The organism is Cedecea sp. AS113 (assembly GCF_037152415.1).
In the GTDB taxonomy this organism is placed as follows: Bacteria; Pseudomonadota; Gammaproteobacteria; order Enterobacterales; family Enterobacteriaceae; genus Cedecea.
This window is the reverse complement of record NZ_JBBCMI010000016.1, coordinates 17,066-37,358: the sequence shown is the minus strand read 5'-3', so window position 1 is coordinate 37,358 and position 20,293 is coordinate 17,066. Positions and strand designations below refer to the sequence as shown.

Genomic DNA, 20,293 nt, shown 5'->3' with positions numbered 1-20,293 from the left:
AACGAGAAACGTTACAGAATATGCTTCTGTACCTCGGTATCTTTACGATCGAGATAATGAATAGACTGAATGCGGCGGATCGTACGGGATTTACCGCGAATCAGCAGCGTCTCCGTGGTGGCCATATTGCCTTTACGGGTGATCCCTTCCAGCAGATCGCCTTTGGTGATGCCGGTAGCGGAGAAAATAACGTTGTCGTTACGCGCCATTTCATCGAGCTTCAGCACGCGTTCAGCCTCAATGCCCATTGCTTTGCAGCGCGCCAGTTCCTGTTCGCCGATGCGGCGGTTTTCTTCACTGTCGCCTTTTACGTGGTGGCGAGCCAGCAGGCGGCCCTGCATGTCGCCGTCCAGCGCGCGGATTACTGCCGCTGAAACCACACCTTCCGGCGCACCGCCGATGCCGTAGAGGACATCCACTTCGCTGTCCGGCATGCAGGTCAAAATAGAAGCCGCTACGTCGCCATCCGGAATAGCGAACACGCGCACGCCAAGCTTTTGCATCTCTTTGATCGTTTCGTCGTGACGTGGCTTGGCCAGAATGGTTACGGTCAATTCGCTAAGCGGTTTTTCCAGCGCAGCGGCGATGCGGTGAAGATTGTCCTCGAGGCTGAGATTAAGGTCGATGACGCCTTTGGCTCCAGGCCCAACAATCAGTTTTTCCATATACATATCGGGCGCATTGAGGAACGTGCCTTTATCTCCCACCGCGAGCACAGCCAGAGCGTTGGCCTGGCCCATCGCCGTCATGCGCGTACCTTCGATGGGGTCAACGGCAATATCTACCGCGTCGCCTTTCCCTGTCCCGACTTTTTCACCAATGTAGAGCATCGGCGCTTCGTCAATTTCGCCTTCGCCAATGACGATCTCACCGTCGATATTGATTTGGTTAAGGACGATACGCATGGCGTTTACCGCTGCGCCGTCGGCGACATTTTTATCGCCGCGGCCAAGCCATTTGTAGCCAGCAAGGGCGGCGGCTTCGGTCACGCGGGAAAATTCGATGGCAAGTTCTCGTTTCATAGCAGACTCATTTAGCAAACAGAATTGCCGGGGAGTTTAGCACAGGCGAGAAAAGGGGCGGGAAAGGCAGAGACTGAAAGGCCCCTTTTCAGGGGCCTTGTAGGGATTATTTCTCTTCGTGATCTTCCCAGGCAAGGGCGCGTTTAACCGCCTTCTGCCAGCCGGCGTAGCGGTAATTACGCTCGGTGGTTTCGATACCAGGGCGGAACTCTTTCTCGATGACGGATTTCTCCTGCAGCTCATCGAGGTTCTGCCAGAAGCCCACGGCCAGACCGGCCAGGTAAGCCGCACCCAACGCAGTGACTTCGCGAACTTCAGGACGCTCAACACGGGTACCCAGAATGTCGGACTGGAACTGCATCAGGAAGTTGTTGGCTACCGCACCGCCGTCCACGCGCAGCGCGTGCAGACGAATACCGGAGTCTGCCTGCATTGCTTCCAGCACGTCACGGGTCTGGTAGGCGATTGATTCCAGAGTGGCGCGAATGATGTGGTTAGAGTTCACGCCGCGGGTCAGGCCGAAAATAGCCCCACGTGCATACGGGTCCCAGTAAGGTGCGCCGAGGCCGGTGAACGCAGGCACAACGTAGACGCCGTTGGTATCCTTCACCTTGTTGGCGAAATACTCGGAGTCGAACGCATCGCCAATCAGCTTCATTTCGTCACGCAGCCACTGAATGGATGCCCCCGCCATGAATACGGCGCCTTCCAGCGCGTAGTTCACTTCACCTTTCGGGCCGCAGGCGATAGTCGTCAGCAGGCCATTGGTGGAGGCCACGGCTTTCTCACCGGTGTTCATCAGCATAAAGCAGCCGGTTCCGTAGGTGTTCTTCGCCATCCCTTCTTTCACGCACAGCTGGCCAAACAGCGCGGCCTGCTGGTCACCCGCGATCCCTGCAATAGGAATACGCGTGCCGCCCTTACCGCCGATGTTGGTCTGGCCATAGACTTCGGAAGACTTGCGCACTTCCGGCAGCATAGCGCGAGGAATGTCCAGCGCTTCCAGCATGCGGTCATCCCAGTCCAGCTCGTGGATGTTAAACAGCATGGTACGAGAAGCGTTGGTGTAGTCGGTGACGTGTACACGCCCCTGAGTCATCTTCCAGATGAGCCAGGTATCCACGGTACCGAACAGCAGTTCACCACGGCGAGCACGCTCGCGGGAGCCTTCGACGTGGTCGAGGATCCATTTAACTTTAGTGCCGGAGAAGTACGGGTCCACCACGAGGCCGGTGTTGTGACGCACGTATTCTTCCATGCCGTTGCGCTTCAACTCTTCACAGATATCAGCGGTACGGCGGCACTGCCAGACGATAGCGTTGTAAATTGGCTTACCGGTTTCGCGCTCCCAAACCACTGTGGTTTCACGCTGGTTGGTGATGCCGATGGCCGCGATTTCGTCTGAGTTGATGTCGGCTTTCGCCAGCACTTCTACCAGCGTGGAGCTTTGGGTGGCCCAGATTTCCATGGGGTCATGCTCTACCCAGCCTGGCTTAGGATAGATTTGCTCAAATTCACGCTGTGCAACGCTAATGATGTTGGCGTCATGATCCAGGACGACGGCACGCGAGCTGGTTGTTCCCTGGTCGAGAGCGACGATGTACTTTTTTTCTGTAGTCATAATCAAGTCCTGAAGTCAGTATTACAGTGCTTTTTGCTGAGAGGTCACCTTGCTGTCCGGCTTGTCTTCTTCGACAACGCAGACGTCGCATGGCAGGTGGCGACCAATCAATTTACGGTAGCCGAATGCGCCGAGGGAAGCGCCGAGAATAGGCGCAAACAGCGGCACCAGGAAGTAAGGAATATCTTTCCCGCCGGTGAAGGCGACGTCGCCCCAGCCAGCCAGCCACGCAAAGGTCTTCGGCCCAAGGTCACGCGCTGGGTTCATCGCAAACCCGGTCAGTGGTCCCATGGACGCGCCGATCACCGCAATCAGCAGGCCAATCAGCAGCGGAGCCAGTGGGCCACGCGGCACGCCGTTGCCATCGTCGGTCAGCGCCAGAATGACGCCCATCAGAATGGCAGTGATCACCATTTCTACGGCGAATGCCTGGACGAAGTTAATGTGTGGGTTCGGATAGGTGGAGAAGATGCCCGCCAAATCCAGGCTTTCTACGCTGCCGCGCACCATATGGTGCGTTTGTTCGTAGTCGAGGAACAGATTGTAATATAAGCCATAAACCAACGCGGCGGCGCAGAATGCGCCAAGGAACTGTGAAAGAATAAACGGCACGACTTTGCGTCCGTCAAAACAAGCGAACAGCCAGAGTGCGATCGTTACTGCCGGGTTAAGATGTGCGCCGGAAACCCCTGCGGTCATATAGATGGCCATTGCCACCCCTAAGCCCCAGATGATGCTGATTTCCCACTGCCCGAACGTGGCACCGGCCACTTTCAATGCAGCAACACATCCCACACCGAAGAAGATCAACAACGCGGTACCCATGAATTCGGCGATGCACTGGCCTTTTAAGGTTGTTGTAGCGGTCTGACTCATAGTGGGGTCCTGAAGGCAAATTGATGATTATTGTTGTCGAGCATCCTTGTCACCTTTATGCCATGTAGGCATGGTGTTAATTTATCGTTAACGAGCACAAACGAGAAATATCGAACTTAAAATGTGCGTGCTGCGTCAAGAAAATGAGCGTTTTCGCGCTAAAAAATGAGCGGTGCCTCATGGGAAAGAGGGGGGAATTACGCGTTTTGTTAACGTGTTTTTTAACAATTCGAATCGACCGTGAACCCTGGCTTTCAGCATAGGCTGAAAAACGTCATGTTACGCAAAGAGCGCGGTAAGCCGCTGGACACGGGCATCCGGGCTACTTACAATCGAGTTACGCTACGTGTTGTGCATACGTTCATAAAGGCGTCGCCGTAGAATCGGGACGAGGATAGCCATCCATCAACGCCTTGCCATTCAGGAGAGTTCGAAATGTCATTTGAAGTGTTTGAGAAACTGGAAGCAAAAGTTCAGCAGGCGGTTGACACGATTACGTTGTTACAGATGGAAATCGAAGAGCTGAAAGAGAAAAATAACGGTCTGGCTCAGGAAGTTCAGCAGGCGCAAAGCAACCATGAAGAGCTGGTGCGTGAAAACAGCAGCCTGAAAGAACAACAGCATGTCTGGCAGGAGCGTTTACACGCGCTGCTGGGCAAAATGGAAGAAGTGTAATTCCTGCTTCCGACAAAAAAAAACGGGCGCCTGAGGCGCCCGTTTTGCTATTCATCGACCGGATTACTCAATATCCAGCGGATCTTCGGAGAGAATGATGCCGGTGTTATCGGCATACAGATGGTCGCCTGAGAAGAAGGTCACGCCACCAAAATTGACGCGCACATCGCTTTCGCCGATGCCTTCTCCCGCGGAGCCAGCCGGGATGGCGGCAATCGCCTGGATGCCAATGTCCAGCTCTTCCAGGTCATCCACCTGTCGCACCGCGCCGTAAACCACAATGCCTTCCCACTCGTTTTGCAGCGCAAGACGAGCCAGTTCCGCATCAATCAGCGCGCGGCGTACTGAACCACCGCCGTCTACCAGCAGGACTCGCCCACGGCCATTCTCTTCGAGCAGATCGTACAGCAACCCGTTGTCCTCGAAACATTTCACCGTGATGATTTGCCCACCAAATGACGAGCGGCCACCAAAGTTGGAGAACAACGGCTCAACGACGTTGACCTCTTCCTGGTAGATGTCACAAAGCTCAGAAGTATCGTATTTCATAGGATTAAGGTTCATTTGCTGCAGGAGTTGTCAGTATATCGCGTTCTGTTAACTGTTGGCAAAATCATCAATTGTTAATTGATATTTGTCAGTCATCACACAACGGTACTGAGGACAACGCCCAGTGCAAACAGCAGATTCGTCAGCAACGCGGCTTTGACGGTGCGTTCCAGCATCGGGCGCATCGCCACGGGATCTTGCTCCCGCATGACGTAGGTAACCTGCTTGAGCAGCAGCGGCGCGGCCAGAACAAATAACCATCCCCACAGGCTCTTGAGCCAGATAAGGTTAAACAGGGCGAGACAGGCCAAAGCCCCGATGAGCAGAGCGGCATGATAGCGGCGTGCAACAATGGGCCCAAGACGTACAGCAAGGGTATTTTTACCGTTCTCACGATCGCTATCGATATCACGCAGGTTATTGATATTCAACACTGCGGTGGCGAGTAACCCACAGGCCGTGGCCGGCAGAATCACCAGCGCCGCCAGCGAATTAGCCTGCAGATACCAGGTACCCGCCACGCTAATCCAGCCAAAGAACACCAGCACTGAGATATCTCCCAGCCCCATGTAGCCATAAGGACGGGTGCCGACGGTGTAGGTAATGGCGGCGACGATAGACAGCAGCCCAAGTAGCAAGAAGCCCATGAAATCGGAGAAGGTATGGCAGGCAAGGGCGACCAGCGACAGACCCGACAAACAAATGAGGATGACGGTGATGACCAGCGCACGTTTCATCTGCGCCTGAGTAATCATTCCTTTTTGCATCCCGCGTAGTGGCCCGAGACGGTCTTCTTTGTCGCTGCCTTTGACCGCGTCGCCATAGTCATTGGCGAGGTTAGACAGGATCTGCAAAAGTCCGGCGGTCAGCAGCGCCAGCAGCGCCACAGCCGGGTCAAAGACACCTTGCCAGTAAGTCAGGGCCGAACCGCAGACGATTGAAGCAAACGCCAGAGGTAGCGTGCGTGGGCGAAGGCTTTCCAGCCAGGCCTGGGTGACACTTGTAGGTTGCGAATCGCTCATTATTTGGTTGCCAGTTTAGATAAAAAAATGGAGGGCATAAGCCCTCCATTTCAAATGAAGAAAATGCGTTAGCCGGATTATAGGATAAAACGGCTCAGGTCTTCATCTGCAACCAGCTCATCAAGATGTTTACCGACGTATTCGGCATCGATCAGGATGGACTGACCATCTAACTCGCTGGCGTCATAGGAGATATCTTCCATCAGACGTTCAAGCACGGTGTGAAGGCGACGTGCCCCGATGTTTTCGGTAGATTCGTTTACCTGCCAGGCAGCCTGAGCAATACGACGAATACCGTCCTCGGTAAAGTCGATGTTCACGCCTTCAGTTGCCATCAGCGCTTTGTACTGTACGGTCACGGAGGCGTTAGGTTCGGTCAGGATGCGCTCGAAATCGTCTACGGTCAGCGCCTGCAGCTCAACGCGGATAGGCAAACGCCCCTGCAGCTCAGGAATCAGGTCTGACGGGCTCGCAACCTGGAACGCGCCGGAAGCGATAAACAGGATGTGGTCAGTTTTTACCATGCCGTGCTTGGTGGATACGGTGCAGCCTTCTACCAGCGGCAGCAGGTCACGCTGTACACCTTCGCGGGACACATCTGGGCCGGAGCTGTTGCCGCCGCGCTTACAAATTTTGTCGATTTCGTCGATAAACACGATCCCGTGCTGCTCAACTGCGTCGATGGCGTCCTGCTTCAGCTCTTCCGGGTTCACCAGCTTCGCCGCTTCTTCTTCCACCAGCAGCTTCATCGCATCTTTGATTTTCAGCTTGCGTGGCTTTTGCTTCTGGCCGCCCAGGTTCTGGAACATGGACTGCAGCTGGCTGGTCATCTCTTCCATGCCAGGAGGTGCCATGATTTCTACACCCATCGGTGCAGCGGCGAGATCGATTTCGATCTCTTTATCATCCAGTTGGCCTTCGCGCAGTTTCTTGCGGAACGACTGGCGAGCAGCCGATGGCTCCTGCTGGGCTTCCGCCTGACCCCAGTTGTTCTTCGCCGGTGGGATCAGCACGTCGAGAATACGCTCTTCGGCCATTGCTTCAGCGCGGTAGCGGTTCTTCTCGATAGACTGCATGCGCACCATTTTGACTGCGGCATCGGTCAGATCGCGGATAATGGAGTCCACTTCTTTGCCCACATAGCCGACTTCGGTGAATTTGGTCGCTTCAACTTTGATGAACGGCGCGTTGGCCAGTTTTGCCAGGCGGCGGGCAATTTCGGTTTTACCCACGCCGGTTGGGCCGATCATCAGAATGTTTTTAGGGGTAACTTCATGGCGCAGCTCTTCATCAAGCTGCATACGGCGCCAGCGGTTACGTAAGGCGATAGCGACGGAGCGCTTAGCGTTGTCCTGGCCGATAATGTGTTTATTCAGCTCGCTAACAATTTCGCGTGGGGTCATTTCAGACATGGGAGATCCTTACGCTTTAGACGGTAATTCTTCGATGGTATGGAAGTGGTTGGTATAAACGCAGATATCACCTGCAATATCCAACGCTTTCACAGCGATATCGCGCGCGCCCATTTCGGTATTTTCCAGAAGGGCGCGGGCTGCGGCCTGGGCGTACGGGCCGCCGGAGCCAATGGCAATCAGATCGTTTTCAGGCTGGATGACGTCCCCGTTACCGGTGATGATCAGCGACGCGCTTTCGTCGGCCACGGCCAGCAGCGCTTCAAGCTTGCGCAGCATGCGGTCGGTACGCCAGTCTTTCGCCAGCTCAACGGCGGCTTTCACCAGGTGACCCTGATGCATTTCCAGCTTGCGCTCAAACAGTTCGAACAGCGTGAAGGCATCCGCAGTACCGCCGGCAAAACCCGCGATCACTTTATCGTTGTACAGGCGACGTACTTTTTTGACGTTACCTTTCATGACGGTATTACCCAGCGTGGCCTGGCCATCGCCGGCAATAACCACATGGCCGTTACGACGTACACTTACTATTGTTGTCACGATCGGACCCCTTTTGCATCAGCTAAACAGGAGCCCTGCGCGGTGCGCAGGGCCTAATGCCATTATAAATGGGGGGCAATTTTGGGGTTTCAACCCCCGGCGGCAAGACGAATACAGCTGGTATGCCCAGCCATCTTCAGCCGATTGATGGTGCCATCGGCATTGTCTTTACCTTTGATTGGCCCAATAACGACGCGGTTCCAGCCGTTGTTGGTGGTAATGCGGGAGTCAAAGCCTTCAAACGCCAGCTGAGCACGAACGGTTTCCGCCTGCTCGCTGCCTTTAAATGAACCACACTGCACCATCCAGCGTTTTTCATCTTTTTTCTCCTGAGCAGCAGGAGCCTGCTTAGCCACTTCTGGCTCACGCGTAATTGGTGCAGGCTGAGCTTCACGCTGAACCGGTTTTGTTTGCTGTGGCGCTTTTTGCTGGCTGTGCGGTGGCGTTTGCAGCAGATCCTGATACGGCTGCTGATTATTTGCCGTAGAGGTTTTCGGCTGTTGCTGCGGCACAGTTTTTGGCTGTTGATAAGGCTGCGTGGTTTGTTGCGTGTTACGCGGCTGCTGGTATGGCTGTTCCGCTACACGCTGCTGAACGCGAGGCTGCTGCGTCTGCGTGTTCCACTGCTGCTGTTGCACAGGCTGAGTTTGCTGCACAATCTGTTTCTGGCGCTGCAGCGTTTGCTGGCGCTGGGCAGGGGTTTGCTCATTCCACGGGACTTCATTTAGCTGCGTAGGCTGTTGGCGCATATCCGCCTGCATTTGCTCCAGCAACTGGCGCTGTTCGTTGGTTAGCTGGCTTTGGTTCATGACTTCGCCGCCGGCGGTAGGTTCAGTAGGCGCACGTACGCCAGGCTGGCGGTTTTCCAGCTCTTTAATGTAACGCCAGCGCTCTTCCGGTTTTGGCGGCAAGCCATTGCCGGTCACTTTGTGGCCAGGGAGCGCGTCAATCTCTTCTTTCTTATGGTGAGTAATAAAGTAAAGAGCGCCGACAAAGGCCACCACGACTGCGGCCGCAATGGCAACCATCGTTGGAGAGACGGAGGGCAGACTACGTTGCTTTTTGCGGGGTGTACTTTTTTTGCGCCGCGTCCCTGCCGATTGCCCGCGGCTTACATAATCTCGTTGTGCCACTATCGTTTCGCTGTCTTTATTCGTTTATCAGTCCGCCATGTTACTTAAGGGGCGGGGCTTTGACCAGTTTATGCAGTCTTAAAAACGGCTCAATTTCTGCTGCCGGGCGCGGCAGTGCTGCCTCGCTCAATAAGATCGCAGTCCAGCAGGCGTGAGCCGCTGTTAACGTTTTGGCCGTTCATGTTGTCCAGCAATAGCAGCATAGCTTCCTTACCAATATCGAAACGGGGTTGTGCGACGGTGGTGAGGGGCGGGTCACAGAACTGCGACAGGGCAATATCGTCGAAGCCCATAATCGATAAATCTTCCGGGACTTTAAGCCCGCTGCGCTTTGCCTGAGAAAGCGCCCCTAGCGCCATCACGTCGCTATGGCAAAAAATGGCGGTTGGGGGTTCGGGCAGGGCAATAAGCTGTGCCAGCGCTGCGGCGCCTGCTTCATAGGTAAAATCACCGCGCGCAATATAGTGAGGATCGACGACGATGCCGTTGCGGCGCAGTGCCTGAACGTATCCCTGTAAGCGATAATGGCAAAGCGGCATTTCTTCAGGCCCGGCAATACAGGCAATGCGCTGATGCCCGAGCTCTTGCAGATAGTAAACGGCGTTAAAGGCGGCGGTCAGATTGTCGATATGCACCGTGGGCAGTTCCAGCTCAGGGGCAAACTCATTGGCCATGACCATCGGCGGCAGATTGCGTTGCTCTTCTTTGCTGGCGTCAAACGGCAGGCGTGAGCCCAGCAGCAGCATGCCATCAATTTGTTTGGTGATGATCAGGTCGATGAAGGTTTTTTCCTGCTGATTTTGGTGGGCGCAATCGCCAATCAGCACGAGATAGCCGTGTGAAGCTGCGGTAACTTCAATCCCGCGAATGATTTCGCTGAAAAACGGATCGCAGATATCCGGCACGATGACCAGAATAGTGCGTGATTCGCTGCGTTTGATGTTACGCCCCAGAGAATGAGGCAAATACCCCACTTCAATCGCCGCCTGTTCCACGCGATTACGGGTACTTTGTGAAACTTTGTCCGGGTTCATTAAGGCGCGGGATACCGTTGCAGTAGACACTTTTGCCTGCACGGCGACATCTTTCATGGTGGCATTCACCACCGGTTTCTTCGGCTTCACTTCTTCTCCTCACATGCACGCCGCCATCGTCAACACTCCTGTGTGTCTGACAGTCATCACATTCTTAGCAGAAGTTGGCTGTAAGCGGTTACAAATTTTTCACAAGAAATGTGATGAGTATTAGATTTTTCGATCGGCTTCGCATAACCAGCCCGATTGTGCTACCCGTCGATAGGGTCAACATCCAGCATCCATTTCACTTTCCGGGCTTCGGGGAGCGTGTTGATCAGCGTGAGTGAATGGCTGACCAGTTTTTGCAGGCGCCCGCGCGATGGATGCTGCAACAAGATTTGCCAGCGAAAACGCCCGCCGCGTTTGGGCTGCAGCGAGGGAACTGGCCCCATGATCCAGAGCTGCTCATCGCGCAGCGGGCTGGCCTCCAGCAGATTACGCAATTGCTGCAAAAATAGCGGGGCCTGGTGGTTGTTCTGATCTTCGGCCCGAATCAATACATGGCTGGTGTACGGCGGCAAAAATACCGTTTGGCGCTCGCTCAATGCCTGGCTGGAAAACGCATCGTAGCCTTTGGTCAGCAGGGTTTGCAGCAAAGGGTGTTCAGGATGGTGCGTTTGCAGCAGGACTTCACCTTGCTTACCGGCTCGTCCCGCTCGACCAGAAACCTGGACGTAGAGCTGGGCAAAGCGTTCGGCGGCACGGAAATCTGCGGAAAAAAGCGCGCCGTCTACGTCGAGTAAGGCGACCAGCGTGACATCAGGGAAGTGGTGCCCTTTAGCCAGCATTTGTGTGCCGATAAGAATTCTCGCGCCGCCCCGGTGCACTTCGGCCAGCTGCTGTTCCAGTGCGCCTTTGCGGCTGGTGGTATCGCGGTCGATGCGGGAAATCGGTACGTTCGGGAACAGCGGCTCAAGGCTGTGTTCAAGCTGTTCGGTCCCCATTCCCACCGGAACCAGATGCGTGGAGCCGCACTGCGGGCACTGCTGCGGGATCGCGCGCTGGCTGTCGCAATGATGGCAACGCAGATGGCGATGGCCCTGGTGCAGCGTGTAGTAATGATCGCACCGTGCGCATTCCGCAATCCAGCCGCATTCGTGGCAGAGCAGGGCAGGTGCGAAGCCGCGGCGGTTAAGGAAAAGGATCACCTGGTTATCTGCGGCAAGATGCTCGCCTATCTTTTTGAGCAGTGCAGGGGCTAAGCCGGCTTTGAGCTGCTGCCCTTTCAGGTCGACAACCTGCTGGTGAGCCGGGCGTGCGTTTCCGGCACGTTTAGTCAGGCGTAGCTGGCGATATTTTCCCACCTGAACATTGTGCAGAGTTTCTAATGCTGGCGTTGCCGAGCCGAGAATGATCGGAATGTTTTCGGCATGCGCCCGGTAAACGGCTAAATCGCGAGCGTGATAGCGCCAGCCTTCTTGCTGTTTATAGGAGCTGTCATGTTCCTCATCGATGACGATGACGCCGAGACGGCAGAACGGCGTGAACAGAGAAGAACGGGTACCAATGACGATGGCCGCCTCACCGCTGCGTGCTTTTAGCCACACGCTGAGCCTTTCACTGTCATTCAGCCCGGAGTGCAGGACTTCAACCGGCGCGTTAAAACGCTCCCGGAAGCGGGCGATAGTTTGCGGAGTCAGGCCAATTTCGGGCACCAACACTAAAGCCTGCTTGCCCTGCGCCAGCACATTTTCAAGCACACTGAGGTAAACCTCAGTTTTGCCGGAGCCGGTGATGCCGGCGAGCAGCCAGGCGGAGAAATGGTCAGATTCGCTGTGGATAGCCCCCACGGCGGTGGCCTGTTCCGTATTCAGTCTCAGCCGCTCACCGGCAACGGCATAGCTTGCCCGCCAGTCTTCTTCCGCAGGCGCCGCGCTTTTTAAATCACACAGGCCTTTTGTTCTCAGCGCCTGTAACCCCGGCTCACTGATTTCCAGCTCGCCGATTTGATGCCGCCAGACGATATTGTGCCGCAGCGCCGCCAGTGCCTGCTGCTGTTTAGGCGCGCGTTTGAGACTGTTCAGATCAACGGCTTTTCCTTCTTCCGTAGCAAACCAGTACCAGAGCGGAGCATGGTGCGCAGGTTTCCCCTGGCGAAGAAGAATTGGCAGAGCGTGAAAGAGCACTTCGCCAATCGGGTGATGATAATACTCCGCAGCCCACAGCAGCACGCGCCAGAGTGACGGCGTGAACAGCGAGCGCCCATCGAGAACTTCACCAACGGGCTTGAGTTTTTCCAGCGGCAGATCGCTCGACTGGCTGACCGACATGACGATACCGACAGCTTCGCGTTGCTTGCCAAACGGCACCTGTACGCGGCAGCCTGCGCTAACCTGCACGCCTTCTGGCAGCAGATAGTCGAAGGTACGGGCCAGCGGAACCGGCAGTGCAACGTGGGCTACGGGCATGAAAGCATCCAGGCTGAAAAAAATGACGTATTAGTGTACACTGAGCGCTTGCAAAATTGCGGATCAGTTTGCACCGGGTGAGCAATTTCTGTATGATTCGCCGCCTTTGATGCGCAGTTTTGGTATCAAAAAACCTAATTTATTAACATCGCGTGGTGTCTGGCGTTAGGGCTGGAAGAGCGACGCGGCCTTTACCGAGGTTTACCATGAAAAAAGATATCCATCCTAAATACGAAGAAATTACTGCAAACTGCTCTTGCGGTAATGTTATCAAGATCCGCTCCACCGTAGGTCACGATCTGAACCTGGACGTATGTGGTCAGTGCCACCCGTTCTACACTGGTAAACAGCGTGATGTTGCTACCGGCGGCCGTGTTGATCGCTTCAACAAGCGCTTCAGCGTACCAGGCGCGAAGAAATAAGTTTCGCACTCTGGAAAGAGAAAGGCGCCTGAAGGCGCCTTTTTTGTGTCTGTTATCCGGTAACGCAATAAGAAAAGGCGCCCGCAGACGCCTTAACATCAGATCTTAATATTCCCACGTATCCGGATCGATCCCCAGTTCACGCATAATGACCTTCGCATCTTCCGGGATTTCATCGCTGCGCTCTTTACGCAGGTCAGCATCGTTCGGCAGCGGCTGGCCGGTGAAGGCGTGCAAAAAAGCTTCACACAGCAATTCACTGTTGGTCGCATGACGCAGGTTATTCACCTGGCGACGCGTGCGCTCGTCGGTGAGGATCTTCAACACTTTCAGAGGAATGGAAACCGTAATTTTCTTTACTTGTTCACTCTTCTTACCGTGCTCAGCGTAGGGGCTGATATATTCGCCGCTCCATTCAGCCATGAGATACCTTAATCCTCTTAATCTATGAAAACGTGCCAAAGCCGGGTAAATCCGCGGCGTTGACGATTATCTCTTTTAGTGTACAGCACAGGATAACCCTTTCCTGAGCGTGAAACTCAGACATATACACTCTAAAACGCATAATTTTAACGGCTATTTGCCTTTTGCTCAATCTATACGCAAAGAGGTTTAGATGTCCAGATGTATTGACGTCTATACTGCGGTTGTTTACTCTGAGGCCTGACTTTTATTCGACCAGCAAGGATCGGGCACACCATGACGCGTAAACAGGCAACCATCGCAGTTCGTAGCGGTTTGAATGATGACGAGCAATACGGCTGCGTCGTTCCACCTATTCACCTGTCCAGCACCTATAACTTTACCGGCTTTAATGAACCGCGTGCCCATGATTATTCACGCCGGGGTAACCCAACGCGCGACGTAGTACAGCGGGCGTTAGCGGAGCTGGAAGGCGGGGCTGGGGCAGTAATGACCAATACCGGCATGTCGGCCATTCATCTGGTCACCACCGTATTCCTGAAACCCGGCGACCTGCTGGTGGCGCCTCACGACTGCTATGGTGGCAGCTACCGCCTGTTCGATAGTCTGGCAAAACGTGGGGCTTACCGCGTTTTATTCGTCGATCAGAATGATGAAGAGGCTTTAAACTCTGCGCTGGCGGAAAAACCAAAGCTGGTACTGGTAGAAAGTCCAAGTAATCCATTGTTGCGCGTCGTGGATATTGCGAAAATCTGTGCCGCAGCGCGTGAAGCGGGTGCGATTAGCGTGGTGGATAACACCTTCCTGAGCCCGGCACTGCAAAACCCGCTGGCGCTGGGGGCCGATCTGGTTCTGCACTCTTGCACCAAGTACCTCAACGGCCATTCGGATGTGGTTGCGGGCGTTGTTATTGCAAAAGATCCTGCCACGGTCACCGAACTGGCATGGTGGGCGAATAACATTGGCGTCACCGGCAGCGCATTTGACAGCTACCTGCTGTTGCGTGGCCTGCGCACTCTGTCGCCACGTATGGAAGTGGCTCAACGTAATGCTCAGGCCATTGTTGAGTTTCTCAAGCAGCAACCGTTGGTGAAAAAGCTGTATCATCCTTCACTGCCGGAAAACCAGGGCCACGAGATTGCGGCCCGTCAGCAAAAAGGGTTTGGCGCGATGCTGAGCTTTGAGCTCGACGGTGACGAGCAAACGCTGCGTCGTTTCCTGGGGGCGCTGTCGCTGTTTACCCTGGCGGAATCGCTGGGGGGCGTGGAAAGCTTGATTTCCCACGCCGCAACCATGACACATGCGGGCATGGCGCCGGAGGCACGAGCTGCCGCCGGCATTTCTGAAACGCTGCTGCGCGTTTCAACAGGTATAGAAGATAGTGAAGATTTAATTGCCGATCTGGAAAATGCCTTCCGGGTCGCTGCCGAGGGGTAAGCATGAGTGTTTCAGCACCAGCAGGGACGCCGGTTCGTCAACTGCACAAGTTTGGGGGCAGCAGTCTTGCCGATGTGAAATGTTACCTGCGCGTGGCGGGTATCATGACCGAATATTCCAGACCGGGTGACATGATGGTGGTTTCGGCCGCCGGCAGTACCACTAACCAGTTGATTAACTGGCTTAAGCTGAGCCAGAGCGACAGGCTTTCCGCGCATCAGGTTCAGCAAACGCTGCGCCGCTATCAGAGCGACCTTATTAGCGGTTTATTGCCGCCGGAAGTGGCGGATGGCCTGATTGCCGGGTTTATCCACGACCTTGAGCGCCTTGCTGTTCTGCTGGACGGTAAAATGAACGATGCCGTTTATGCAGAGGTTGTTGGTCACGGGGAAGTCTGGTCGGCGCGTTTGATGGCTGCGGTGCTGAATCAGCAGGGCGTTGAAGCCGCCTGGCTGGACGCCCGCGATTTTATGCGTGCTGAACGTGCGGCCCAGCCACAGGTTGACGAAGGCCGTTCCTGGCCGCTGCTGCAAAACTTGCTTGCCCAGCACCCGAATAAACGCCTGGTTGTGACCGGTTTTATCTGCAGCAATGAAGCGGGTGAAACTGTGCTGCTGGGGCGTAACGGTTCTGACTATTCAGCGACGCAGATTGGCGCGCTGGCTGGCGTTTCTCGCGTAACTATCTGGAGCGACGTGGCCGGGGTTTACAGCGCGGATCCGCGTAAAGTGAAAGATGCCTGCCTGTTGCCTCTGCTACGCCTGGATGAAGCCAGCGAGCTGGCTCGTCTTGCCGCGCCGGTGCTACACGCTCGTACATTACAGCCCGTATCCGGCAGCGATATCGACCTGCAACTGCGCTGCAGCTATTCACCAGAGCAAGGTTCGACCCGTATTGAGCGCGTTCTGGCGTCCGGCACGGGTGCCCGGATTGTCACCAGTCACGACGATGTTTGCCTGATCGAATATCAGGTGCCGTCGCATCAGGATTTCAAGCTGGCGCAAAAAGAGCTGGATATGATCCTCAAGCGCGGTCAGGTGCGTCCACTGTCGATTGGCGTGCATCCCGATCGTAATTTACTGCAGCTTTGCTACACCTCGGAAGTCGCCAACAGCGTGCTGCAACTTCTCCAGAATGCCAGCCTGCAGGGCGAGCTTCGTCTGCGTGAAGGCCTGGCGCTGGTGGCAATGGTCGGGGCCGGCGTTTGCCGTAACCCGCTGCATAGCCACCGTTTCTGGCAGCAGTTGAAAGATCATCCCGTGGAGTTTATCTGGCAGTCGGAAGACGGCATTAGCCTGGTGGCCGTGCTGCGCGTAGGCCCAACGGAAAGCCTGATTCAGGGGCTACACAAGTCGCTGTTTCGTGCTGAGAAGCGTATTGGTCTGATGCTGTTCGGCAAAGGCAACATCGGTTCCCGCTGGCTTGAGCTGTTTGCCCGCGAACAGGAAATTCTCTCCGCCCGTACCGGGTTTGAATTTGTGCTGGCTGGCGTGGTGGACAGCAGCCGTAGCTTGCTGAATTACGACGGTCTGGATGCCAGTCGCGCGTTGGCCTTCTTCAATGATGAGGCAGTTCAGCAGGACGAAGAGTCGCTGTTCCTGTGGATGCGGGCTCATCCGTATGATGATTTAGTGGTACTGGACGTGACCGCCAGCGAGCAACTCGCCGATCAATACCTGGACTTCGCCAGCCATGGCTTCCATGTGATCAGCGCCAATAAGCTTGCCGGCGCAGGGAACGGCCAGAAGTATCGCCAGATTCGTGATGCGTTTGAGAAAACGGGCCGGCACTGGCTGTATAACGCCACGGTGGGCGCAGGGCTGCCGGTTAACCATACGGTTCGCGACCTGCGTGACAGCGGCGATGCTATTCTGGCTATCAGCGGTATTTTCTCGGGGACGCTTTCATGGCTGTTCCTGCAGTTTGACGGCACAGTGCCGTTTACAGAACTGGTTGATCAGGCCTGGCAGCAGGGGCTAACCGAGCCAGATCCGCGCGTGGACCTGTCCGGTAAAGACGTCATGCGTAAGCTGGTGATCCTGGCCCGTGAGGCGGGTTATGACATCGAGCCGGATCAGGTTCGTGTGGAATCTCTGGTGCCCGCAGGTTGTGAAGGCGGCTCCATTGACCATTTCTTTGAAAACGGTGATGAGCTGAACGAGCAAATGCTGCAGCGGCTCGAGGCTGCCCAGGAGATGGGGCTGGTGCTGCGTTATGTGGCCCGGTTTGATGCGAACGGCAAGGCTCGCGTGGGGGTTGAAGCCGTGCGGGCAGAGCATCCGCTTGCCGCTCTGCTGCCGTGTGACAACGTCTTCGCGATTGAAAGCCGCTGGTACCGTGACAACCCGCTGGTGATCCGCGGGCCTGGCGCCGGGCGCGATGTTACCGCCGGGGCCATTCAGTCCGATCTGAACCGCCTGGCACAACTGCTGTAGTTTCTTTCCCGCACTCTCTTTCTTTGGAAGAGAGTGCGTTTTACTGCATGTCCCTTTCTCTGTTTCTCCTGAAAAAAATTCATCTTATGTGAGAATTCCTCCACATTTTGTGGTGACATTTTCATTGACGCCTTTCGCCTTTTCGGTCATCTTTCTATCTGGACGTCTAAACGTCTGGATAGCAATAAAACGCCACCACACGATAACGATGCGATTGACGAGGTAAGGGTATGAGCTTTTTTCACGCGAATCAGCGGGAAGCGCTGAACCAGAGTCTGGCCGAAGTGGCCGGGCATATTCATGTTTCCTTTGAGTTTTTCCCGCCGCGCAGCAGTGAAATGGAACAAACCCTGTGGAAGTCTATCGACAGGCTAAGCATCCTGAAGCCAACGTTTGTTTCCGTGACCTACGGGGCGAACTCCGGCGAGCGTGACCGTACCCACAGCATCATCAAAGGCATCAAAGAGCGTACCGGCCTTGAAGCAGCCCCGCATCTGACCTGTGTCGATGCAACGCGAGATGAACTGCAGGCGATTGCGCAGGACTACTGGAACAACGGCATCCGCCATATCGTTGCATTGCGTGGTGATCTACCGCCTGGCAGCGGTAAGCCGGATATGTATGCTTCTGACCTGGTGGGGCTGCTCAAGGAAGTCGGCGACTTTGATATTTCCGTTGCGGCCTATCCGGAAGTCCATCCCGAAGCCAAAAGCGCCCAGGCGGATTTACTCAGCCTGCGCCGTAAAATTGAAGCCGGTGCTAACCGCGCGATTACTCAATTCTTCTTTGATGTTGAAAGCTATCTTCGCTTCCGCGATCGCTGCGCGGCCACAGGCATTGATGTCGAGATAATCCCGGGTATTCTGCCTGTCTCAAACTTCCGGCAGGCGAAGAAATTTGCCGATATAACTAACGTGCGTATTCCGTCGTGGATGGCACAAATGTTTGAAGGCCTGGATAACGATGCCGAAACCCGCCAGTTGGTGGGCGCGAACATTGCCATGGATATGGTGAAAATCCTGAGCCGGGAAGGCGTGAAGGATTTCCACTTCTACACGCTTAACCGGGCGGAAATGAGCTATGCGATCTGCCACACTTTAGGCGTTCGACCCAAGCTGTAGACATTGATTTCACATAAAAAAAGCCCCGTTCAACTGTGAGCGGGGCTTTTTACTTTACGGGCTAAAAGCGTTACTGATTACTGCCGCTATCGCCGTAAGGCAGCGCATCGTAATCCCGCAGCGCATTTTTATCATACGGGTTACCAATCCAGCGGGTCGCTTCGACAAACTGCGGGCTGGTGATGGCCCGTGTTGCGTCGTAGCCGTCATAGCTTAAACCGGCTAAATCAGACCAGGTATGAATCAGTTCTGAGCTGCTGTATTTGCGGTTTATATCTCCCGAGAAGTCACGCGGGTGGGCCTGCTGCCAGGTCGGTGACGTCCAGACGATGAACGGGATGGTGTACATATGACGCGTAGGTTTGTTTTCGTTACGCCCCTGGGTCTGATGCGGCGGTGTGTCGTAAACCTCTTCCCCGTGGTCAGAGAAATAGAGCAGGAAGCCGTTAGGATCGCTGGCCTTGTAGTCTTTGATCAGCGTGGAAACCACGTGGTCATTAAACAGGTTGGCGTTATCGTAACTGTTGTAGGATTCTTGCTGATCTTTGGTTAATCCAGCCGGTAAATCGTCCGTTTTACCATCAAACTTGTTCCAGTTTTCCGGGTAGCGGAAGTCATACCGAATATGCGTGCCGAGCAGGTGCACAATAATGAATTTTTTCGGTGCAGGGTCGGCCAGAACCTCTTTAAACGGCGCGAGGACGTTCGTGTCGTATTCGCGCGCGCTCTGGGTACGCTGCTGGTTCATATAATATTGTTTGTCGGTCTGCTTCGAGAATACGGCCAGCATGGTGTTGCGTTCGGTCATGGTCTGCTGGTTAGTGATCCAGAAGGTTTTGTACCCGGCCTGCTTCATCAGGTTCATCAGCGAAGGCTTAGTCAGGTAGAGGTCCGGATCTTTCTCGTCTGCAAACGTCAGCGCCTGCTGCAGAATTTCAATGGTGTAAGGACGTGAAGTGACGACGTCATTAAACACCGTCATTTGCGGGTCAGTTTTATGCAGCTCATCCAGCTCTGGCGTTGTCTGGCGGTGGTAGCCGTACAGGCTCATGCGGCCACGCTGCGTTGACTCACCAATAACCAGTACCAAAGTGCGCGGCGCATTACCGGAGGCGTCTTTCAGGTTAGCCAACGGCGGCAGCGCATTGTTGGACGTTAGCAGGTTATTCAGGCTGTCCAACTGCTGGCGATATTCGGTATAGGCGACGATAAACTGCCAGGGGGCCGCAGGCTCAAGGCGATAAGAAATACTGGAGAAGGATTCGCCAAGGCTGCGTTTGTTGATAAGCCACTCTTTACCCACCGGATTGAGCACCAGGCCGAACAGGATGGCGAAGGAAACCAACCAGCGCCACGGGTTTGGAATATAAACCGGGCGCAGACGGGTCCAAAGAAAGATGGCACCCAGCGTATAGGCAACCGCAATGAGCAGCAGCTTCAGGCTGAAATACTGACTCAGGTATTCGCTGGCCTCGCTGGCGTTTGTTTCGAACATCACAAACAGAACGCTTTGCGAGAACTCCTGCCCGTAGACGACGTAGTAACCCAGGGCGGCGATTGAGGCTGCCCAAAGGATAACGCCAATAACGGCGGCAATAATGCGCGTACGCTGTGGAAACAGAAATACAGGAATAAACCACAGAGAGCTAAACAGTAAGGAGTCACGCAGCCCCGTTGTACCGCTGTAGCCTGTTGTTAAGATGGCAATCTGCAAAACCGAGGAAAAATACCAAAAGTAGAGTAAAACCCATCCAAGGGCTTTAATGCTGAACTTCCGTTCAGACTGTTTCAATGTGAAGTGCATACTCTTGCCTGTGCTATTAAATTATCATTAACCGTAATGAGAAAACCTTAAGTAAGCCTTAGTTATGAACGCTACGGTGGCTTGTACTCACGAAAAAAGTCACCCATTGCTGGGTGACTTTTGCGCACAATATAGAAAATGTGTCGGAATAATGACAGCGTAATTTCAGGCTTGTTCCGGGGATATTTATACGGCCAATGCTTTTGGTTTTTTGTTGTTTATTTGTTGAAGATGGCGGGGGCAATAAACGTGTTAAGCGCGTTGAGTGGCGATGAGCGTTTTCACTAGTTAGAAATAAAAACCCCCGCGTTTGCGGG

The 20,293-nt window shown here is 54.7% G+C and carries 17 protein-coding genes; 5 read left to right on the top strand and 12 right to left on the bottom strand.

The window, feature by feature from the left end:
* Positions 1-11 precede the first annotated feature (11 nt).
* The 3 genes from glpX to WFN87_RS17570 form a co-directional block, all read right to left on the bottom strand.
* Positions 12-1,022, bottom strand: coding sequence for a class II fructose-bisphosphatase (gene glpX / locus WFN87_RS17580; RefSeq protein ID WP_213716132.1), 1,011 nt, complete (start codon positions 1,020-1,022; stop codon positions 12-14).
* Between the two features lie 106 nt (positions 1,023-1,128).
* Positions 1,129-2,643: a glycerol kinase GlpK gene (glpK, locus tag WFN87_RS17575; RefSeq protein WP_008457520.1), complete on the bottom strand. Its 1,515-nt coding sequence runs from the start codon at positions 2,641-2,643 to the stop codon at positions 1,129-1,131.
* A gap of 21 nt (positions 2,644-2,664) precedes the next feature.
* The gene (locus WFN87_RS17570) at positions 2,665-3,519 is read right to left on the bottom strand and encodes an MIP/aquaporin family protein (RefSeq protein ID WP_336983481.1); all 855 of its coding nucleotides are present in this window, start codon (positions 3,517-3,519) and stop codon (positions 2,665-2,667) included.
* A 435-nt stretch (positions 3,520-3,954) separates the two neighbouring features.
* Between WFN87_RS17570 and zapB the strand changes: the two genes are divergently transcribed.
* On the top strand, positions 3,955-4,194 hold the full coding sequence (gene zapB, locus WFN87_RS17565; RefSeq protein WP_008457532.1) for a septal ring assembly protein ZapB: 240 nt from the start codon (positions 3,955-3,957) through the stop codon (positions 4,192-4,194).
* 63 nt (positions 4,195-4,257) lie between these two features.
* Here zapB and rraA read toward each other — a convergent pair whose 3' ends face one another.
* The 7 genes from rraA to priA all read right to left on the bottom strand — a co-directional run bounded on the left by rraA (position 4,258) and on the right by priA (position 12,334).
* The gene (rraA, locus tag WFN87_RS17560) at positions 4,258-4,743 is read right to left on the bottom strand and encodes a ribonuclease E activity regulator RraA (RefSeq protein WP_008457535.1); all 486 of its coding nucleotides are present in this window, start codon (positions 4,741-4,743) and stop codon (positions 4,258-4,260) included.
* Between the two features lie 95 nt (positions 4,744-4,838).
* Complete coding sequence (gene menA / locus WFN87_RS17555) at positions 4,839-5,765, bottom strand: 1,4-dihydroxy-2-naphthoate polyprenyltransferase (RefSeq protein ID WP_008457540.1); 927 nt, start codon at positions 5,763-5,765, stop codon at positions 4,839-4,841.
* A gap of 77 nt (positions 5,766-5,842) precedes the next feature.
* Complete coding sequence (hslU, locus tag WFN87_RS17550; RefSeq protein WP_336983482.1) at positions 5,843-7,177, bottom strand: HslU--HslV peptidase ATPase subunit; 1,335 nt, start codon at positions 7,175-7,177, stop codon at positions 5,843-5,845.
* Positions 7,178-7,186: 9 nt separating this feature from the next.
* Complete coding sequence (gene hslV, locus WFN87_RS17545) at positions 7,187-7,717, bottom strand: ATP-dependent protease subunit HslV (protein WP_008457544.1); 531 nt, start codon at positions 7,715-7,717, stop codon at positions 7,187-7,189.
* Positions 7,718-7,806: 89 nt separating this feature from the next.
* Positions 7,807-8,850: a cell division protein FtsN gene (gene ftsN / locus WFN87_RS17540; RefSeq protein WP_166879279.1), complete on the bottom strand. Its 1,044-nt coding sequence runs from the start codon at positions 8,848-8,850 to the stop codon at positions 7,807-7,809.
* 89 nt (positions 8,851-8,939) lie between these two features.
* Entirely contained in the window at positions 8,940-9,974 is a 1,035-nt protein-coding gene (cytR, locus tag WFN87_RS17535; protein WP_008457548.1) for a DNA-binding transcriptional regulator CytR, read from the bottom strand.
* A 161-nt stretch (positions 9,975-10,135) separates the two neighbouring features.
* Positions 10,136-12,334 (bottom strand): primosomal protein N', encoded by a 2,199-nt coding sequence (priA, locus tag WFN87_RS17530; protein ID WP_336983483.1) that lies wholly within the window; start codon positions 12,332-12,334, stop codon positions 10,136-10,138.
* A 206-nt stretch (positions 12,335-12,540) separates the two neighbouring features.
* Between priA and rpmE the strand changes: the two genes are divergently transcribed.
* Entirely contained in the window at positions 12,541-12,756 is a 216-nt protein-coding gene (rpmE, locus tag WFN87_RS17525) for a 50S ribosomal protein L31 (RefSeq protein ID WP_008457552.1), read from the top strand.
* A 105-nt stretch (positions 12,757-12,861) separates the two neighbouring features.
* Here the strand turns inward: rpmE and metJ are convergent, their stop codons facing one another.
* Positions 12,862-13,179, bottom strand: coding sequence for a met regulon transcriptional regulator MetJ (metJ, locus tag WFN87_RS17520; protein ID WP_008457553.1), 318 nt, complete (start codon positions 13,177-13,179; stop codon positions 12,862-12,864).
* A gap of 276 nt (positions 13,180-13,455) precedes the next feature.
* On the opposite strand from metJ, the gene metB reads away from it, so the two are divergent.
* The 3 genes from metB (at position 13,456) to metF (ending at position 18,172) form a co-directional block, all read left to right on the top strand.
* Entirely contained in the window at positions 13,456-14,616 is a 1,161-nt protein-coding gene (metB, locus tag WFN87_RS17515) for a cystathionine gamma-synthase (protein ID WP_039289182.1), read from the top strand.
* Between the two features lie 2 nt (positions 14,617-14,618).
* Positions 14,619-17,051 (top strand): bifunctional aspartate kinase/homoserine dehydrogenase II, encoded by a 2,433-nt coding sequence (locus WFN87_RS17510; RefSeq protein WP_336983484.1) that lies wholly within the window; start codon positions 14,619-14,621, stop codon positions 17,049-17,051.
* A 230-nt stretch (positions 17,052-17,281) separates the two neighbouring features.
* Entirely contained in the window at positions 17,282-18,172 is an 891-nt protein-coding gene (gene metF / locus WFN87_RS17505; protein WP_336983485.1) for a methylenetetrahydrofolate reductase, read from the top strand.
* A 70-nt stretch (positions 18,173-18,242) separates the two neighbouring features.
* Here metF and WFN87_RS17500 read toward each other — a convergent pair whose 3' ends face one another.
* A complete protein-coding gene (locus WFN87_RS17500; protein WP_336983486.1) occupies positions 18,243-19,976 on the bottom strand; it encodes a phosphoethanolamine transferase CptA in 1,734 nt (577 codons plus the stop codon).
* Positions 19,977-20,293: the final 317 nt, after the last annotated feature.